At 66.2% G+C, this 17142-nt stretch carries 17 protein-coding genes; 3 read left to right on the top strand and 14 right to left on the bottom strand.

All coding sequences use genetic code 11. From position 1 onward, the window contains the following. Window positions 1-211: 211 nt before the first annotated feature. The 11 genes from ACOGXQ_RS16110 to ACOGXQ_RS16060 all read right to left on the bottom strand — a co-directional run bounded on the left by ACOGXQ_RS16110 (window position 212) and on the right by ACOGXQ_RS16060 (window position 13056). Entirely contained in the window at window positions 212-1540 is a 1329-nt protein-coding gene (locus ACOGXQ_RS16110; protein ID WP_419944621.1) for an NAD(P)/FAD-dependent oxidoreductase, read from the bottom strand. A 54-nt stretch (window positions 1541-1594) separates the two neighbouring features. Then, complete coding sequence (locus ACOGXQ_RS16105; protein WP_419944620.1) at window positions 1595-2050, bottom strand: hypothetical protein; 456 nt, start codon at window positions 2048-2050, stop codon at window positions 1595-1597. 1 nt (window position 2051) lies between these two features. After that, window positions 2052-3455: an FMN-binding glutamate synthase family protein gene (locus tag ACOGXQ_RS16100; protein ID WP_419944619.1), complete on the bottom strand. Its 1404-nt coding sequence runs from the start codon at window positions 3453-3455 to the stop codon at window positions 2052-2054. 74 nt (window positions 3456-3529) lie between these two features. Continuing rightward, window positions 3530-4324, bottom strand: a complete 795-nt coding sequence (locus tag ACOGXQ_RS16095; RefSeq protein ID WP_419944618.1) for a GXGXG motif-containing protein — start codon at window positions 4322-4324, stop codon at window positions 3530-3532. Further along, window positions 4312-5241 carry a glutamine amidotransferase gene (locus ACOGXQ_RS16090; RefSeq protein ID WP_419944617.1) on the bottom strand — a complete coding sequence of 310 codons (930 nt, stop codon included), beginning with the start codon at window positions 5239-5241 and terminating at the stop codon, window positions 4312-4314. Before ACOGXQ_RS16090 ends, ACOGXQ_RS16095 begins: the two co-directional genes overlap by 13 nt. Window positions 5242-5317: 76 nt before the next feature. Next, the gene (locus tag ACOGXQ_RS16085; protein WP_419944616.1) at window positions 5318-6718 is read right to left on the bottom strand and encodes a glutamine synthetase family protein; all 1401 of its coding nucleotides are present in this window, start codon (window positions 6716-6718) and stop codon (window positions 5318-5320) included. 267 nt (window positions 6719-6985) lie between these two features. Next, window positions 6986-7420, bottom strand: a complete 435-nt coding sequence (locus tag ACOGXQ_RS16080) for a nitroreductase/quinone reductase family protein (RefSeq protein ID WP_419944615.1) — start codon at window positions 7418-7420, stop codon at window positions 6986-6988. A gap of 113 nt (window positions 7421-7533) precedes the next feature. After that, the gene (locus ACOGXQ_RS16075; RefSeq protein WP_419944614.1) at window positions 7534-8136 is read right to left on the bottom strand and encodes a hypothetical protein; all 603 of its coding nucleotides are present in this window, start codon (window positions 8134-8136) and stop codon (window positions 7534-7536) included. Then, window positions 8129-10990, bottom strand: a complete 2862-nt coding sequence (locus ACOGXQ_RS16070; RefSeq protein WP_419944613.1) for a 2Fe-2S iron-sulfur cluster-binding protein — start codon at window positions 10988-10990, stop codon at window positions 8129-8131. Before ACOGXQ_RS16070 ends, ACOGXQ_RS16075 begins: the two co-directional genes overlap by 8 nt. A gap of 256 nt (window positions 10991-11246) precedes the next feature. After that, window positions 11247-11519 (bottom strand): sarcosine oxidase subunit delta, encoded by a 273-nt coding sequence (locus ACOGXQ_RS16065; protein ID WP_419944612.1) that lies wholly within the window; start codon window positions 11517-11519, stop codon window positions 11247-11249. 226 nt (window positions 11520-11745) lie between these two features. Next, window positions 11746-13056: an FAD-dependent oxidoreductase gene (locus ACOGXQ_RS16060; protein WP_419944611.1), complete on the bottom strand. Its 1311-nt coding sequence runs from the start codon at window positions 13054-13056 to the stop codon at window positions 11746-11748. A 249-nt stretch (window positions 13057-13305) separates the two neighbouring features. Between ACOGXQ_RS16060 and ACOGXQ_RS16055 the strand changes: the two genes are divergently transcribed. Further along, window positions 13306-14202: a LysR family transcriptional regulator gene (locus ACOGXQ_RS16055; RefSeq protein ID WP_419944610.1), complete on the top strand. Its 897-nt coding sequence runs from the start codon at window positions 13306-13308 to the stop codon at window positions 14200-14202. A gap of 275 nt (window positions 14203-14477) precedes the next feature. Then, a complete protein-coding gene (locus ACOGXQ_RS16050; RefSeq protein ID WP_419944609.1) occupies window positions 14478-15047 on the top strand; it encodes a Uma2 family endonuclease in 570 nt (189 codons plus the stop codon). Between the two features lie 100 nt (window positions 15048-15147). Here ACOGXQ_RS16050 and ACOGXQ_RS16045 read toward each other — a convergent pair whose 3' ends face one another. Together ACOGXQ_RS16045 and ACOGXQ_RS16040 are read right to left on the bottom strand one after the other, a co-directional pair. After that, window positions 15148-15591 carry a hypothetical protein gene (locus ACOGXQ_RS16045; protein WP_419944608.1) on the bottom strand — a complete coding sequence of 148 codons (444 nt, stop codon included), beginning with the start codon at window positions 15589-15591 and terminating at the stop codon, window positions 15148-15150. A 21-nt stretch (window positions 15592-15612) separates the two neighbouring features. Beyond that, a complete protein-coding gene (locus ACOGXQ_RS16040) occupies window positions 15613-16431 on the bottom strand; it encodes a phytanoyl-CoA dioxygenase family protein (RefSeq protein WP_419944607.1) in 819 nt (272 codons plus the stop codon). Between the two features lie 91 nt (window positions 16432-16522). Here ACOGXQ_RS16040 and ACOGXQ_RS16035 point away from each other — a divergent pair, with 91 nt between their 5' ends. Next, window positions 16523-16696, top strand: a complete 174-nt coding sequence (locus ACOGXQ_RS16035) for a hypothetical protein (protein WP_419944606.1) — start codon at window positions 16523-16525, stop codon at window positions 16694-16696. Window positions 16697-16813: 117 nt separating this feature from the next. Here the strand turns inward: ACOGXQ_RS16035 and rpsJ are convergent, their stop codons facing one another. Continuing rightward, complete coding sequence (gene rpsJ / locus ACOGXQ_RS16030) at window positions 16814-17128, bottom strand: 30S ribosomal protein S10 (RefSeq protein ID WP_323671069.1); 315 nt, start codon at window positions 17126-17128, stop codon at window positions 16814-16816. Window positions 17129-17142: the final 14 nt, after the last annotated feature.

The following is a 17142-nucleotide window of genomic DNA, read 5'->3' as shown; positions in this document are numbered from 1 at the left end:
AATGCTCTGACCTGCGGCTTTGTGTCCGTGAATCGGCGATTTCGGCAATTGCTCAGCAGTCTCCTAGGGCACGTCATAATGCATATTGGGGATATGTGTTAGGCACGAGACCAACACACACAAAAAGAGCCACAACCGCCGCCGCACCTCACTGGCGGACTCCGGCGTGAGTGATCCCGCTCGAGGCCCGCGCCTGGCCGGCGCCGGGAACCTAGCTCCAGGGGTAGGGCGAGTTGCTGACGGGATGCAGCTTGCCTTCGGCGTAGCGCGAGTAGCGGAACGGCTCGAGCAGGGCCTGTGGCTCGCCGAGCAGCTCCTTCGCCACGAGCGCGCCCACGCCGATCATCTTGTAGCCGTGATTCGAATCGGCGATGAAGAAGGCGTTGTCGCAGAAGGTGTCGAACACCGGGAAGTTGTCGGGCGAGAAGCTGCCGATGCCGCCTGAGGGCTCATCGCTGATCAGGTGGTTCTTGCCCTCGAAGCGCTTGTGGCAGTGCGCCAGCGCTGCCGTCCAGGTGCGGTAGAAGTCGCCCCCCACCACGAAATCGGGCGAGTCGGGACCGTAGGGATCGACGGCAACCTGTTCGGGCGGTTTGTCCACCACGTAGGGCATGTAGCCGCCCTGCACGCCACCGAAGTTGAAGTCGGGCTTGTAGTAGATGCCCCACGGGCCCTCGGTCACCAGGCCGTCGGCGTCATACAGCGGGGCGTCGGTGTCGACATGCACCACCGGGGGCATGTTGCCCTCGTTGTCGGTCAGGTAGCCGGGATCGACCGTGAGCGTGCCCTCCTGCAGGCACATGTAGGTCCACGTGGGCACATTGTGCAGCTGGCCCCCGCTCAAGATGTCGGTGGTGGTCGGCAGGTCGAGCATCGCCCAGATCTTCTGAACCCACGGCCCCACCGCCACGATGACGTGGTCGCACCGGACCGAGCCCTGATCGGTGAGCACGGCGGTGACTGCCCCGGACGTGTCCTGGTCGAACCCGGTGACGGTCACGCCGCCGACCACGTTGACGTCTTCGGCCTCGACCTTGCCCAGCAGCCCCTTCAGCGAAGCCATGTTGTTGGCGTAACCGCCGCGGTGCTCGTGCAGGACGCTGGTGATGCCTTGGGCCTGCCAGTCGTCGAAGATGCCCTTCATGTAGCTATCCGAGGCCGCAGCGCCCTCGACGAACGTCGAGGAATACCCGATGGCCGCCTGCTGGGCTGCGATGGAGGCCACGTCGTCGCGCATCGCCTCGTGGCTGATCTGCATGTAGCCCACGGGGTGATAAGAGAACGCTTCAGGGTCGCTGTCCCACACGCTCACCGAGTGCGCCATCAGCTCGCGCATGGCCGGCTGGAAGTAGTTGTTGCGGATCACGCCGCAGGCAATGCCCGAGGCCCCCGCGCCGACGCCGGACTTGTCGATGACGACGATGTCGGCTCCAGAGCCCCGACCCGACGACCTCAGGTCACGGGCGAGGTTCCACGCCGTGGACAAGCCGTGAATGCCGCTGCCGATGATGACGTAGCGAGCGCTGGTCGGTAGTGCCATTGCCGATGCCTTCTTGAGAATGGTCCTCTTGTGTGACGTGTCGAGCGTGCGGGCTCAGTGGCCAGCCGGGGCCTCCCAGCCCTCCAGCACCGGCGCACGCCAGTCGGTGCCGACAATTCTGGAATCCTCCACCCACGGCCCCAGCTCCACCTGCGGGAACTTGCAGTGGATGTCTTTCAGCGTGATGCCGTAGCTGTTGCCCTCGGTGAGGTGCTTCATCAGCACCTTGCGGGCGATCTCGTCCTCGCGGCCCTCGGGGATGTCGAAGTAGATCTTCAGGAACGAATTGGAGTACCGATCGAACACAGCGGGGATGCCGTCTTCCTCGAGCAGCGTGATGTCCTCGAGCCAGTTGATGTCGGGCCCCGGCGTGAGCGCCAGCAGATCGATGTCCTCCACGAGCGACATGTCCTCCTGGTAACCGAATCGCTTGCCTGCCAGCACCTCGGCATCGATGGCGACGGTGCGGGTCTCTCGTGTGCTCTCGCCCGTGCTCGCTGCATTGCTCATCTCAGAGTCCTCCGTCGATCACGTGCTTGTCGAAGAGATCACGGATCTCGGCCAGAGTCCGCTCCTCGGTGACGCCCGGGATGTAGTTGGTGCCGGCAATCGGCACCTTGGCCATGGCGGCCGCCTCGTGCGTCAGCGCCGCGAGGTCCTCGGGCTCCAGCGAGTGGATGTCGGTCTTGCCGCAGGCCCGGGCCAGCATCTGTACTTCCATCGTCAGGGTGATCAGGAAGTTGTAGACCCGCAGGGCCGCCTCGTCGACGTCGAGGCGCTTGCGCAGCTCCACGTCCTGCGTGGCAACCCCCACGGGGCAGCGGCCGGTGTGGCAGTGATAGCACTCGCCGGCCGGCACGCCGATCGTGCCCTCGTAGTCGGTGACCCCGGGGATCTCCTTGTTGCAGTTGAGCGCCATCAGCGCCGCGGTGCCCAGCGCCACGGCATTCGCCCCGAGAGCCAGGCACTTGGCCACATCGCCGCCGTTGCGGATGCCTCCCGCCACCACCAAGTCGATGTCGTCGGCCAGCCCCACGTCCTCCAGCGCCCGGCGAGCCTCGGGGATGGCTGCCATCAGCGGGATGCCGGTCTCCTCGGTCGCCAGGTGCGGCCCGGCACCCGTGCCGCCCTCGGCGCCGTCGAGGTAGATGACGTCGGGGCCGCACTTGGCCGCCATGCGCACGTCGTCGTACACCCGGGCCGAGCCCAGCTTGAGCTGGATGGGGATCTGGTAATCGGTGGCCTCGCGCACCTCCTGGATCTTCAGCGAGAGATCGTCGGGCCCCAGCCAGTCGGGGTGGCGGGCCGGGGAGCGCTGGTCGATGCCTGCCGGCAGCGAGCGCATCTCGGCCACCTGCTCGGTGACCTTCTGGCCCATCAGGTGACCGCCCAGGCCCACCTTGCAGCCCTGGCCGATGAAGAACTCGACCGCATCGGCCAGCATCAGATGGTGGGGGTTGAAGCCGTAGCGGCTCTGGATGATCTGGTAGTACCACTTGGTCGACAGGTCCCGCTCCGGCGGGATCATGCCGCCTTCGCCCGAGCAGGTGGCGGTGCCGGCCATCGAGGCGCCTTTGGCCAGCGCCATCTTGGCTTCCAGCGACAGCGCGCCGAAGCTCATGCCGGTGATGTAGACGGGGATGTCCAGCTCCAGCGGCTTTTCGGCAAAACGTGACCCGATGACGGTTTTGGTCTCGCACTTCTCTCGGTAGCCCTCGATCACGAATCGGGTGAGGGTGCCCGGCAGGAAGACCAGCTCGTCCCAGTGCGGGATCTTCTTGAAGATCGAGAAGCCCCGCATCCGGTAGCGGCCCAGCTCGGACTTCACGTGGATGTCGTTGATGACCTCGCGGGTGAAGATGCGGCTCTTGCCGAGCACATCGGTGCTCTGATTGACCTCGTTTTCGTCGGCCATGTGAGTGCTTCCCCTCGACGTGTCTAATGGTCGTGCTTTCGCACGCTGTGTAGATGGTCGTGCTTGCGCACGATCTAATGGATCACGAGCTTGCGCTCGGACGGCTCAAGCTGGTCGTAGTTGTGCAGCACCTTGCCGCAGACGAACTTCTGGAATTCGGGCGGGTCGCCCAGCCCGTGGATGCGGAACTTGCGCTCGATCAGCTCGGTGTCGGCGTCGGTCCAGTCGCCGGGCACGCAGTCGATGCCGAGCGAGGCCACCGTGCCGGCCACGTAGATCTCGCCGTCGTACATCGAGTCGCCCAGGTTCATGCCCGCGTTGCCGCAGATGATCTGGCGGCCGCGCTGCATCATGAACCCGGTGTTGATGCCGACATCGCCGAGCACGATGATCGTTCCGCCCTTCTGGTCGATGCCGGTGCGGGCACCCACATCGCCCTTCACGATGAGATCGCCGCCCCTGATGGCCGCACCGGTCAGCGACCCGGCGCTCCGCTCGATGGTGACAACGCCCGACATCATGTTCTCGGCCACCGACCAGCCGACGCGGCCGTTGATGGTCACTTCGGGCCCGTCGATGAGCCCGCAGGCGAACCAGCCGGGGCTGCCCTCGAAGTGAATGCGGCAGCGCTTGAGAATGCCCACCGCCAGCGAGTGCTTCGACGCCGGATTCAGGATCGTGACGTCGGTGATGCCGTCGTCGTAGATGAGCTTGCGCAGCGCCATGTTGATCTGGCGGATGGTCAGCTCGGATGCGTCGAAGCGGGCCCGGCCCCCGTCGACTTCGACGTTGTCGGGCATCTCGGCATGGGGTTCGACCAGCCCCCTGGCGTCGTAGGAGACGCCGCTGCGGGAACCTACACCTGCCACACCAGCACCTCCCGCTCGTAGGGATCACGCGTCACGACCTCGCGCTTCACCAAGGAGCGGATGGCCACTTCCTCGGTGGCCACAGCAACCAGCGGGTCGGACTCGAACAGCACCAAGGGCTTGGCCGCCATCTCGTCCTTCGCGACTCCCAGCTGGTTGCCGGTGACGCAGACGTAGGTGAATACGCCATCGAGATCGTCGAGGCTGTGCTTCATCGACGTTTCGAGCGTCAGGCCCCGGCTCATGTACTCGGCGAGGTACACGGCGATGATCTCCGAGTCGCACTCGCTCTGGAACCGGTGGCCGTGCTGCTCGAGCCGGCGCCGCCACTGGTGATAGTTCGTGAGCTGGCCGTTGTGCACGACGGCTACGTCGGCGAATGGGTACGCCCAATAGGGGTGCGCACTGGCGAGGTCCACTTCGGATTCGGTCGCCATGCGCACATGGCCGATGCCATGAGTGCCTTGGAACGATCCCAAGTTGTACTGATCGCTCACCGTCGCAGCATCACCGAGATCCTTGATGATCTCCAGCGAGCTGCCCAGCGACAGCACTTTGCAACCCGGCACGTCCTCGAGGTAGTCGGCCAGGGCTTTGAGGTCTCCGCCGTAGCGGATGGTGGCCCGGAACGCATAGCCGGTCTCGCTGGTGACCGTGGCCACCTCGGCGCCGATCTTGGCCAAGCGGCTCTCGACCTCGGCCCGGTTGCGTTCGAGGCGCTCGGCCATACCGATGCCGGTGCTCTTGTTGGGCTCAGCCAGCACGAACCGGATCACGACCAGATCGTCGGCCGGTCCGTACACCGCGTAGCCGGTGGAGTCCGGCCCCCGGTGCTTCATCGATTGGAGCATGGCGGTGAGCTCTGCTCCGATGTCGGCTGTTCCGTCGCGGTGGATCACTCCGGCGATGCCGCACATGGTGGGTCCCCCTTCGTAGGTGCGTTCGGTCTGTCGTGGCGTGTGTCAGGTGCCGGCCCCGCGGGCCGGCCGGCGGTCAGGGCAGGACGTCGAGGTACTCCTCCACGTCCCAGTCGGAGACGGTGTGCAGGAAGCGCTCCCACTCGTCGGTCTTGTAGTGGAAGAACACCTTCTCCATCTCGCCGGGCAGCGACCGCATGACGCACTCGTCGTTGCGAAGTGCCTCAAGGGCCTCGCCCAGCGTGAGCGGGATCTTCTCCACGCTCTTGCCCGCCTCCATGGCCTCGTAGATGTTGCGCTCCTCGGGCTCGCCCGGGTCGAGATTGCGGTCGAGGCCGTCGTCCATGGCCATGAGCAGCCCGGCAAACGACAGGTGGGGGTTGACCGAGCTGTCTGCCGAGCGGTACTCGAACCGGCCCGGCGCGCTCACCCGCAGGGCGGTGGTGCGGTTCTGGAAGCCCCAGTCGGCGAAGACCGGCGCCCAGAAGCCGGTGTCCCACAGCCGGCGGTAGGAGTTGACCGTCGGCGAGGACAGGCACGTCAGCGCCCGCACGTGCTCAAGGATGCCGCCGATGGCCTTCATGCCGACAGGCCCGGGGAGCTGCGGGTTGTCGCCTTCGGGCAAGAACTTGTTGTTGCCGTCGGTGTCCCACAGCGAGATGTTGTGGTGGCACCCGTTGGCCGACACCCCCATGAACGGCTTCGGCATGAAACACGGGAACGCGCCCAGCTCGCGACCGACCTGCTTGCACACCTGGCGGTAGGTGGTGAGCCGGTCCGCGGTGAGCTCGGCCCGGTCGAACTGGAAGTTCAGCTCGAGCTGGCCGGGGGCGTCCTCGTGGTCGCCCTGGATCATCTCGAGTCCCATGGCCTCGCAGTACTCGACGACCTTGTGGATGAGCGGCTGCAGCTCGGCGAACTGGTCGATGTGGTAGCAGTTCGGCTTGGTCATGCCCTCCACGGTGGGCTTGCCGTCGGCATCGGCCTTGAGCCACATCATCTCGGGCTCGCAGCCGGCCCGCAGGTGCAGCCCGTGCTTGGCCTCGAACTCGGCGTGGAGCCGCTTCAGGTTGCCCCGGCAGTCCGAAGTGAGGAAGGCGCCGCCGTCCACTTCTTCTTCACGGCCCCGGAACAGGGTGCACCAGACCCGGGCAGTCTTGGGATCCCACGGCAGCGGCATGAACGTCTCGGGCTCGCCGATGCCCACCAGCTCGCGGGCCTCGGGGCCGTAGCCGATGTAGTTGCCATGGCGGTCGATGAACAGGTTGGCGGTGGAGCCATAGACCAGCTGGAAGCCCTTGCGGGCAATCATCCCGAAGTGCTTGGCCGGGATGCCCTTGCCCATGATGCGGCCGGTGACCGACACGAACTGGCAGTACAGGTACTGGATGCCGTCGGCCTCGATGCGGCGCTCGACTTCGGCAATCTGTTCCTCGCGTCCGTCGGCTTCGACGAACATCTCAAGATCTGTGGCCATTGCTCCCCCTAATTGGCATGGCTGGCACGTTCATGCGAACCGTAACGCCATGAGTTTCGCGCCTCAGCACCCCCGCTCCCGGACGTGTCCAAGCCACGCCGAAACATAGCACAGAATCCGACGCGATGTCTAACGTGAGTAGCGGCTCTTTCCTCACAGTAGAGCAAACATTTCGGGCGCGACCGGCTGCAACTCACGCAGAAGGGAACCCACATCGGCAGCTCGGCGGCTCCATTCCGTTGAGTTGAAGCTGTGCAGATGTGACCGTTACACGCGGCGGAGGCGGATCACCGGAATCTCGCGCTCCACCGACGCCTGATAGTCCCCGAAGCGAGGCATGGCGGTGCACATAGCGTCGAACGCCCGGGTTCGCTCTTCGGCCGCCAGTTCAGTGGCCGTTGCTGCGAATGACTCCGTGCCGACTTCGAGGGTGACATCGGGATTGGCGGTGATGTTGTGATACCACGCCGGATGGCGGGGATGACCGCCCGCCGAGGCGAACACGATCCAGACGCCGTCGAGCTGGTGATAGGTCAGCGGGCTCGTGAGCTGGCGACCGCTGCGCGCACCGGTCATCGTCATCAGCAGCATCGGGTTGCCTTCGAAGATGCCGGCGCAGCGGCCCTCGTTCGCCCGGAACTCGCTGATGATCTGCTCGTTGAACGACAGCACCTGCTGGTCGTCCATGCCCTTCATGGCCATGACGCTGCCGCCTCTCGTTTGACGTGACTCACATGCGACCCTACCCAAGCAACGTCGAAGCAGATCAGGTCAGCGTCGCTCCTGCTCGAACACTCGCACCGACATCGGCGCGCTCAGGCGGTGACGGTCAGGCCGAACTCGTCGCCGGCGTCGATGAGGGCGTCGAAGAGGTACTGGCCGAAGGAACGGTCGCAGAAGATCAGGTACGAGGGTGTGCCGTTGACGTCGTTGCGGGCAAGGTCGCACGTCGTCAAGGCCACCGAGGCCGAGAGCACTGCACCGTCGGGCGTCATGTGGTCGCCCCAGTCGATGCCGCACACCTTCTCCAGCATGCGTGTCGCGTCGACACCGGTCACCCGGAACATCGCTCGGCTGTGGCTCCAGTCCAACGCCGTCATGAACTCCTGCGCCTCGAGCCCATCGAGGTCAGCGACCGCTGCGGACACCTCGCCGGGAGCGCCCACGATGATCCACTCGCCGGGCCGGGAGCCCAGCACGAGTGCGCCGCCGGGCGCGATCTGCGATGTTCCGAAGCGAGCACCGAGTCGGTCCGCCGTGAGTCCGTCGGCGCCGGCTCGTACCAGCCGCTTGGTGGCCGCGCTCGCGTCGGTCAGCGTCAGGTCGCCGCCAGCGGACGTCTGGTAGTACCGCACGATTGGACTCTCGAATGGCGGGCTCTCGAATGCCGGGCGCTGGGTCGATGCTGTCTCAGCCACGGAGACGCTCCCCTGCCGGGTCGAAGTGGGCGTGATGGTCGATCACGGTGGCGCCGATGCGCTCTCCCGATTCGAGCAGCACCGTCAGCTTGGTGCCTCCGGCGGCCAGGTCCGGCTCGACCTGCCCGAGGCAGATCGAGCGGTTCAGCGTCGGCGAGTACCGCGACGAGGTGATCCGGCCCAGGATCTCGTTGGTGTCGCCCTGCACGATCTGTGCGGACTCTTCGGGCACCACGTCGGGATCGTCGGGCTGGATGGCCACGATCAGCGGCAGCGACCGGTCGGCTGCCCAGGCCAGCTCAGGCTTGCCGGCGAAGTCGTCCTTGTCGAGCTTGATGAGCGACCCCAAACCAGTGCTGGGACCCAGCGTGAGGCCGTCAGTGTCCTGGCCGACGATGAAGTGCCCCTTCTCGAGACGCATGATGCGCTGCCCTTCGAGTCCGAAGGGGCCCACGCCGAGATCGCTGCCTGCCCCCATGAGGGCTTCCCAGACCCCGCAACCATGGCCTGCGGGCACATGCAGCTCGAACGACAGCTCGCCGGTGAAGCCGATCCGCCACATGAAGCAGCCCTCGACACCGGCCACGGTGGCCTGGCGGACGGTCAGGTAGGGGAAGGCCTCGGCGTCGAGATCGACGCCCTCGCAGACCCTGCTCATGAGCTCCCGGGACTTGGGCCCGGCCACGTTGATGCTGGCGTAGGCCGTGGTGACCGGCGTGACGTGCACCTGCCAGTCCGGGCGCTCGGTCTGCAGCCAGTTCTCCACCCATTCCCAGACACCGCCGGCGCCGGAGCTGGTGGTGGACATCATGTAGTGGTCCTCGCCGAGCCGGCCGGTGACGCCGTCGTCGAGCACCACGCCGTCCTCGGCGCACATCATCCCGTAGCGAACCCGGCCGATTCCCAGCTTCATCCACTTGTTGACGTACAGCAGGCTGAGCAGCTTCGGCACGTCGGGACCGCGCAGGTCGAGCTTGCCCAGCGGCGTGACGTCGATGAGCCCGACGTTCTCGCGGACGTTGCGGACCTCGGCTTGGGGGTCGCCGTAGTGATCGGGGCGCAGCCACTGGCCGGCCTGGATGACCGAGACGTTGTTGGCCTCGTGCCAGGGGTGTATCGACGACACGCGGACCGGCTCGAACATCCGGCCGGCGAGCGCGCCCAGCGTGATCGGCGCGTAGGGGGGCCGCCACACGGTGGTGCCGACCTGGCTGATCGTCTCGCCCCGGGCCTCGGCGAGGGCGGCAACGGTGTTGACCGTCTCGAGCTTGCCCTGTGAGGGTCCCATCGTGGCAGTCGTGTACCGCTTGGCCAGCTCGACCGAGTCGTAGCCCTCATGCGCAGCGGCCACCAGGTCCTTGGAGCTGATGTCCTCGGACATGTCCACCATGCCGTGGGTGTCGGCGCGGTAGAGCTCGGGATGGGGGTCGCGGCCCAGCGGTGCCCGCTCGTCAGGCGCCCAGGCGGGCTCGTCGTCCTCGACCGGCAGCGCCCGAGCGGTTCGGGCCTGCAAGCGATGCCGTACCACAGCGGCACGGGATGCGGCGAGGCGACCCGTCTCAGCGCCGTGCTGACGCAGTCGATCCAGATCGCCGTCGCCGGCAAGCCCGCCCGTCGCCAGCACGTTGCTGGGGGGGTCTGACGGAAAAAACCTGGCGGCGGCCGTGTCATAGACCGGACGGTCGCCTGCCATGTTGAGCAGCGAGGTGGGCGCGGTCCAGCCCGCGGCCACGACCAGCAGATCGGCCTCGATGCGCTGCGTGCCGCCGGCGCCGTCGACGGTCACGGCCTCGACCGCCCGGGCTGAGCCATCCGTCGAGTTGACCTGGCCGCCGGTGCGACCGTCGATCACGGCGGCGATCTCGGTGCCGACCCGTTCGAGGTCGGCGACGGCGGCATCACCTTCAGCGTTGAGGCTGAACACCACTGCCCGCTCGCCCGGCTTGACGCCCCACAGGTTGGTCAGGCGCCGGGCCGCTCCCGGGGTGATGACGCCCGGCCGGTCGTTGCCCTCGAACACATATGGTCGCTCGATCAGGCCGGGTGCCGCCACCAGCACTTTGGCGCGGGCCTTGATGAGCCGCTCGACCGCCATCGGGTGGTTGCGCTGGACGATGCCGAGCCAGTTGTCCTCATACCTTCCGGTGACCGTCGAGTCAGTCAGCACCTCGATGTCAGAAGCCTCCAGCGCAGCCCGCAGTTCTGCCAGAGCGGCTTGATCCGCAGCGTCGCTGGAATAACGCAGATGTCCGCCCACGGCGTGCTCATGGTCGACGAGCAGCACCCGGGCGCCCGCCTGCGCGGCGGCCAGCGCCGCCTCGATGCCGGCCGGCCCCGCTCCAGCCACCACCACGTCGGGGTGGGTGTAGCGCTTGTCGTGATAGGCGTGCGGGGTGTCGATGTCGATCTTGCCGCCGGGAGCGAACGTCGCGAGCACGCGCTCGTAAGTGGGCCACAGCCACTGCGGCCGCATGAAGGTCTTGTAGTAGAAGCCGGCCGACAGGAATCGTCCGAGCAGGCCGTTCACCGCCTTCAGGTCGCGGTTCAGCGACGGCCACGCATTCTGCGAGCGGACGTCCATGCCGTGCTCCAACAGGCGGTGGCCGGCCCGGACGTTGGGGTCGTCGCCCACCTGGACCATCAGGTTCGGGTCCCAGTAGTCGGCGGTGAGGATCCCTCGGGGCCGGTGGTACTTCATCGAGCGGGAGAAGATGTGCTCGCCCGAGGCCGCCAAGGCAGAGGCGATCGTGTCGCCTTCGAACCCGCTGAACCGCTTGCCGTTCCAGCGGAATCGGAGCCTGGCAGCCCGGTCGATCACCTCGGTGGGCTGGACGCCCTGCCGACTCATCGTCATGCCGCGCTGCCTTGCTCGCCGTCGGGCTGAGAAGCCCAGACAACACCGGGCACACAAGCACTCATGCCGCACCGCCTCGCTCGCCGTCGGGCTGGCAGCCCCAGACAACACCGGGCACACAAGCACTCATGCCGCACCGCCTCGCTCGCCGTCGGGCTGGCAGCCCCAGACAACACCGGGCACACAAGCACTCATGCCGCACCGCCTCGCTCGCCGTCGGGCTGGCAGCCCCAGACAACACCGGGCACACAAGCACTCATGCCGCACCGCCTCGCTTGTCGCCCGGCAGGGGCGGATCACGGAATTCGTTGGTGGCGGTATTGCGCTCGATCGAGAACCATCGGCGGCAACCCGATGCGCAGTACCAGTTCTCCCGCAGCCACCCGGCTGGGTTGTCGCGCAGGTAGAGGTAGCTGCGCCACTCCGACGGAGAGGCGGTGTTGGGGTCAGGACGCGCGTGCGACTCGCCCCCGTACCGGAGGTCTGTCGAATTGCGTGGGCCGCAGTTGGGGCACGGGACGAGCAACATCAGCAATTCCCCATCAGTGGCCCACCACTGTCGCAATGGCGTCGGTGGGCCTCATGGCACCAGAGTCGGGCGGCGGGCAGAACATCAGTGGCCCACCACTGTCGCAATGGCGTCGGTGGGCCTCATGGCACCAGAGTCGGGCGGCGGGCAGAACATCAGTGGCCCACCACTGTCGCAATGGCGTCGGTGGGCCTCATGGCACCAGAGTCGGGCGGCGGGCAGAACATCAGTGGCCCACCGACGCTGCGCCCTTTTCGCCCACCAGCTCGCCATCGTCGAAGCGGCTCAGGGCGAATGCCTCGATCAGCTTGGGCGTGCGGCCCGTAGCTGCGGCTTCGGCTATCTGTTCTCCCGAGACCGGAGCTGCCTTGAATCCGTAGGTTCCCCAGCCGACATCGACCAAGAAGCCCTCCACGGGCGTATGACCCATCACCGGCGAGTAGTCGGGCGTCATGTCGCACAACCCGGACCACTGGCGCAGAATTCGCATGCGAGAGATGCCGGGCATCAACTCCAGCACGTGGCCGGCCAGACCCTCGGTGAACTCCAGAGAGCCGCGCACCGAGTAGTTGGCGTAGGGATCGACCGAAGCGCCGAACACCAGCTCACCGCGGTCGGTCTGGCTGACGTAGACGTGCAGCGAGCCCGAGACCACCACCGTCGGCAGGAACATCTTGACCGGCTCGGTGACTGCGGCCTGCAGCGGGTGGGTGGTGATGGGCAGCCGCACACCGGCCATCGTCGAGATGAGCGAAGCCCACCCGGCGGTGCAGTTGATCACGATCGGCGTGGAGATATCGCCCCGGTTCGTGCGCACCCCGGTGACACGGCCTCCGGCGCCCTTGCCGTCGGGCCCGTCGCCGCCCTCGCAGATGATGTCGGTGACTTCGGTCTTCTGGTGCATCTCGACGCCCATGTGGCCAGCGGCGCGGGCGTAGCCCCACACCACTGCGTCGTGACGCACAACCCCGCCGGGCGGGTGGTACAGGGCGCCCAGGATCGGGTAGCGGGGATGGTCGGAGGTGTCGAGGCACGGTGCCTCTTGCTTGATCTCGTCGGGGCCGATCACGCTGGAGTTGACGCCGCCCAGCTTGTTGACCTCGGCGCGCCAATGCATCGTGCGCAGCGAGCTGTCGGAATGGGCCAGCGTGAGGTGACCGCGCTGGCTGAACATCACGTTGATGTTCAGCTCGACGGCCATGGCCTCATACAGATGCACCGACCGGTCGTAGAAGGCGACCCCTTCAGGCGTGAGGTAGTTGGAGCGCACGATGGCGGTATTACGTCCGGAGCCGCCGCTGCCCAGATAGGCCTTGTCCAGCACCGCCACATCGGTCATGCCGTGAATTCGGGCCAGGTAGTAGGCGGTTGCCAAGCCGTGCACGCCGCCACCGATCACGACTGCGTCGTACGAGCGCTTCAAGTCGCAATCGCGCCACACACGGGGCCACGATTCGCCCCGGAGGCCCTTCCAGGCCAGCGCCGCAGCCGAGTACTTGGGCGGACGTTTCCGTCCAAGTCGGCCGTTCCCCCTCATCACCGTGCAGGTTAAGCACCGCTCTCGGTGAGTCAAAGTATCAATATGCGATTGATTAAGAGTTAACGCATATTATTCACTACGGGTACGGCCACGAGAGCGGCCGGCCACACGGCCACCACCCGACCAAACGCCCATACAGCCACACACCCACCACCCGACCACCCCACTACGCGCCCACCCGACTACCCGACCAGACGCCCACACGCCCAATCCGCAACCGCCCGGCCACACAGCGAGGACAGCACCATGAACTTGCAACGCTTGCGCTACTTCGCAGCAGTCGCTGAGGAGTTGCACTTCGGCAGGGCGGCCCAGCGATTGCACATGTCCCAGCCGCCGCTGAGCCAACAGGTCAGGCTGCTAGAGCGCGAGCTCGACACGACACTGTTCGATCGCAGCACCCGCCGGGTGACCTTGACGGAGGCCGGGCGGTTCCTCTACCCCGAAGCGCTTCGCTTACTTGCAGCAGCGGACGGTGTGGAGCGCCTCATGTCCCAGCGCCGAGAAGGCCAGGCGGGCACGCTTCGCGTCGGGTTCGTCGACTCGGCCGCATATGAAGTCATGCCGCGTGTGCTGGCCGAATACCGCCGAAGGCGTCCCCGGGTCGACTTCGAGCTGCACACGCTGAGCTCGGACGAGCAGGTACGAGCGTTGCGGGCCGGACGCATCGATCTGGGCATTGGCAGGGCTGCAGGGGACGTCGACCAGGTGGAAGCGACCCTGGTGATGCACGAACGGCTGCTGCTAGCCGCCGGCGGTGCCCACCGGCTAGCTCAGCAGCCGGCTGCAGCGTTACGCGATTTGGCCGGCGAGCCCATCATCGGCTTCGACCGGGGAGTGTCGCCCAGCCTCCACGCCGTGTTGGCCGGGATGTTCATCGCCCAGGGTGTCGCCTACGACCCGATGATCGAGGCCACGGAGTACACGACCATCTTGGGATTCGTGGCTGCGGGCGAGGGGCTGGCAATCGTGCCCGCCAGCGTGCAGACATTCCGGCCGCCGGGCCTGCACTACGTGCCCATCTCCGACGACGCCGCCTCAGTCCCGCTGCTGCTGCTCACCCGCTCCGGCGCACCGCTGCCACTGGTGACCCAGGCCCTCGATGTCGTCGCCGAGCTATACGGTCAGCCGCCTCCGGCCTGAGCCCTCAGCGTCTCCGCTCGGCGAGCGTGCTGGGAAACCAGGACGATCGGGCAGGTTCAATGTTCCTACGGGCAGCCGGGGTAGATGTGCCTGGATGCGGTTGCAATCCCAGGGGCCGCGACGATAAGCAACCATCCACCAGTCGTTCGTCGAGAATTCGCTTCTCCCGTGGCCTACCGGGGTGAGAGAATGCTGGGACGGCATATCGACCGCAGTCATCGACACATTCGCTTTGCTCGGCCCTCGTATCTTGCAGTGAAAGACATCGAAACTAAATGAAGACAGCCACTGAATCCTCCCCAACTACGTTGCTGACCGCCGACGATCTGCTGCGGCTCGGCAACGACGTGCGCGGTGAACTCATTCGGGGAGTGTTCTGCGAGATGACGCCGACAGGACACGAGCACGGACGGATCGTCGCTTCGCTCACCCACGAACTCGTGGCTCACGTCAAGATCCAGCAACTCGGCGTCGTCGTCGCGGGCGACACAGGTGTGCAACTCGAGCACGAACCTGACACGGTCCGCGCGCCCGACATCGCGTTCACCTCGAGCGAACGGCTGCCCGTGGGCCAAATCACCCATCGGTATGTCCAGGTTGTTCCCGACTTGGTGGCGGAGGTCGTCTCGCCGTCGGACCGTCACGCCGAAGTTCGCGACAAGGCGCGAATGTGGCTGAGCTGTGGAGTGCAACTGGTCTGGGTGGTGTTCCCGGTCGCTCGCACGGTCGAAGTGCATCGAGTCGGCGTCGACGCAACGGAGACGCTGGCCGAAGCCGACCACCTCGACGGCGGCTCAGTGCTGCCGGGGTTCACCTGCTCGCTGCGTCGCCTCTTCGCCGCCTGAAGTTGCCTGCGGCCCCTCAAATGGCGAGGTCGTTGAAGTTGCAGTCGCGGATGACGCAGCCGGACACGTCGGTGGAGAGTCTTGGGCCGATCCGCGACAATCACGGCAGCGGCAGCCATTCGCAGTCATAGTCGCCCGTCAGATCGGCGAGCCCAAACTCGAGTCCGTCCGCTCGCCCAGCGCGGCAGACTGCCACCAGCTCGCGGCGAGCTTTCAAGTGCTCGCGATAGGCCGTCTCAGTCGATGCGGGCAATGGTGTGCCTTCGGATGCGCACGTCCCGACAAGCCGTTCGTACGCATCGTCGAGCGTGGTCGCGGCTGCGCCCATTTCAGCCCATGCGTCCTCGATGAGCAGCATCAGCTCAACTCGACGCCTGTCTGTCTCGACGCCTTCGGAAGCGCGCCACGAATCCCATCGCGGCAGCATCGTGACAGCGGCAGCATTGAAGCGGGCAACTTGCGCACTGGCGGCAGTTGGGTCGCAGGTATCGGGACTCGCCGGTGTGGTGGTCGGCACATGGTCAAGGCCATCTTCGGACTGCATACTCGAAGTCGCCGCCGACGTTCAATGAACGGCGTCCTGCTCGACACCAACGTCGTGGCCGAGACTGCACGGCCCGCACCCGACGCGAATGTGCTGACGTTCCTCGCCGCCGAAATGGACTTCTGGTTGTCGACAGTCGTGTTGCACGAACTGGAAGTTGAAACCGTGGATGCCCATGTCCCAGTCGGGGCTGTCCCAGTGGGTGACGCCGTCCTGGTGCCATGCCACCGAGCCGCCGAGCCCGGGTTCCTTCACGAAGATGGCGTCGTTGTAGGGAACGAAGTCGGGCCCGTTGATGCTCTCGACGATGGACATCAGATCGGGATGCCCGTAGAGCCGCAAGGCCGAAGGCATCGACTGGCACATGCCGAAGATCAGGTACACCACTTCGTGCGGGGCGTCGGCGTCAGGAGTGGGCTGATCCATCTGCACCTGGTGACGCCCCGCGAGGGCGTCGGTGCCGCCCCACGGGTCCGACAGCGGCGCAACGTGGATGTAGGGCTCCACGGCGAAGTCCCGCCCCAGCGCCGGACGGCCGTGGCGGTCCACCTCGGCGCCCTCGCGCACCGGCGCGCCTTCGATCACCTCGGCCACATCGGCCCGCAGCTCAGCGATTTCGTCGGCACCCACCACGCCGGTGAAGACGTAGAAGCCGTGCTTCCAGTAGGCGTCCAGGATGTCGGGGTGCAGCCTGCCGTCAGCGCCGTAGCGCACCGGCCCGCGATTGCCGGTCTCGTGCGCGCGCTCAACGCCGCCGGCGAGGTAGTCGGCCATCTCGGCGAAGTGCTCAGCTCTCGTCGGAGTGCCATCGGTCCGTACCGGATCGGCAACGTCAGTCATCGCATTCTCCTAGGCAGTCCCCGTCGCAACGATGGTAACCGGGCACCCGCCGGCTCTCTCGTGACCGGCTCGGCTCTGCGAGCATGAGCCAATGGAGTTTCAGGAGTGCGCAGACCGATACCGCACCGCGGAGGTGACCCGCGACGACGCCGGCGTGGTGACCGTCCGCATGCACACCCGTGGCGGCCCGCTGCAGTGGGGCGGGCGACCCCTACCCGCGGACCCTCAACCCACCCTCATCCCACCAAACCGCGAAGGTCCCTAAAGTTCCAGAGCGAAGGCCCCGGAAACGTCCCTGCTTCGGCAAACGTCCGGGGTTACGCCTTTTCTGGGACACCTGCCAGCGAAACAGCTACGCCCGCCACCAAGACGGATAGGTCAGCTAGGGCTGGACTTTGAGCTCGATCTCGACGCCGGCAGGCAGGTCGAGCCGCTGCAGCGAATCGACCGTCTTGTCGGTGGGATCGATCACGTCGATGAGGCGCTTGTGGATGCGCATCTCAAAGTGCTCGCGTGAGTCCTTGTCCTTGTGGGGCGAACGCACCACGGTGTAGCGATGCTTCTCGGTGGGCAGCGGAACGGGTCCTCGCACCTTGGCGTTGGTACGCAGCACCGTCTCGGTGATCTTCTGTGCCGACTGGTCCACGATCTCGTGGTCGTACGCCTTGAGGCGCATCCTGATACGAGGTGCCGCCATGGCTGTGCCTAACT

The sequence above is a fragment of the Candidatus Poriferisodalis sp. genome (assembly GCF_965208485.1).
Lineage (GTDB): Bacteria > Actinomycetota > Acidimicrobiia > Acidimicrobiales > Poriferisodalaceae > Poriferisodalis.
This window is presented reverse-complemented; position numbering and strand designations above follow the sequence as displayed.

What these genes read in the sequence shown, in the direction of transcription:
- ACOGXQ_RS16065 (WP_419944612.1), bottom strand. Translation starts at nt 11,519, where the DNA reads ATGTTGCTCGTCCCGTGCCCCAACTGCGGCCCACGCAATTCGACAGAC.
- ACOGXQ_RS16055 (WP_419944610.1), top strand. Translation starts at nt 13,306, where the DNA reads ATGAACTTGCAACGCTTGCGCTACTTCGCAGCAGTCGCTGAGGAGTTG.
- ACOGXQ_RS16090 (WP_419944617.1), bottom strand. Translation starts at nt 5,241, where the DNA reads ATGTGCGGCATCGCCGGAGTGATCCACCGCGACGGAACAGCCGACATC.
- ACOGXQ_RS16110 (WP_419944621.1), bottom strand. Translation starts at nt 1,540, where the DNA reads ATGGCACTACCGACCAGCGCTCGCTACGTCATCATCGGCAGCGGCATT.
- ACOGXQ_RS16085 (WP_419944616.1), bottom strand. Translation starts at nt 6,718, where the DNA reads ATGGCCACAGATCTTGAGATGTTCGTCGAAGCCGACGGACGCGAGGAA.
- ACOGXQ_RS16080 (WP_419944615.1), bottom strand. Translation starts at nt 7,420, where the DNA reads ATGGCCATGAAGGGCATGGACGACCAGCAGGTGCTGTCGTTCAACGAG.
- ACOGXQ_RS16050 (WP_419944609.1), top strand. Translation starts at nt 14,478, where the DNA reads ATGAAGACAGCCACTGAATCCTCCCCAACTACGTTGCTGACCGCCGAC.
- ACOGXQ_RS16100 (WP_419944619.1), bottom strand. Translation starts at nt 3,455, where the DNA reads ATGGCCGACGAAAACGAGGTCAATCAGAGCACCGATGTGCTCGGCAAG.
- ACOGXQ_RS16045 (WP_419944608.1), bottom strand. Translation starts at nt 15,591, where the DNA reads ATGCAGTCCGAAGATGGCCTTGACCATGTGCCGACCACCACACCGGCG.
- ACOGXQ_RS16035 (WP_419944606.1), top strand. Translation starts at nt 16,523, where the DNA reads ATGGAGTTTCAGGAGTGCGCAGACCGATACCGCACCGCGGAGGTGACC.
- ACOGXQ_RS16060 (WP_419944611.1), bottom strand. Translation starts at nt 13,056, where the DNA reads ATGAGGGGGAACGGCCGACTTGGACGGAAACGTCCGCCCAAGTACTCG.
- ACOGXQ_RS16105 (WP_419944620.1), bottom strand. Translation starts at nt 2,050, where the DNA reads ATGAGCAATGCAGCGAGCACGGGCGAGAGCACACGAGAGACCCGCACC.
- ACOGXQ_RS16040 (WP_419944607.1), bottom strand. Translation starts at nt 16,431, where the DNA reads ATGACTGACGTTGCCGATCCGGTACGGACCGATGGCACTCCGACGAGA.
- ACOGXQ_RS16070 (WP_419944613.1), bottom strand. Translation starts at nt 10,990, where the DNA reads ATGACGATGAGTCGGCAGGGCGTCCAGCCCACCGAGGTGATCGACCGG.
- rpsJ (WP_323671069.1), bottom strand. Translation starts at nt 17,128, where the DNA reads ATGGCGGCACCTCGTATCAGGATGCGCCTCAAGGCGTACGACCACGAG.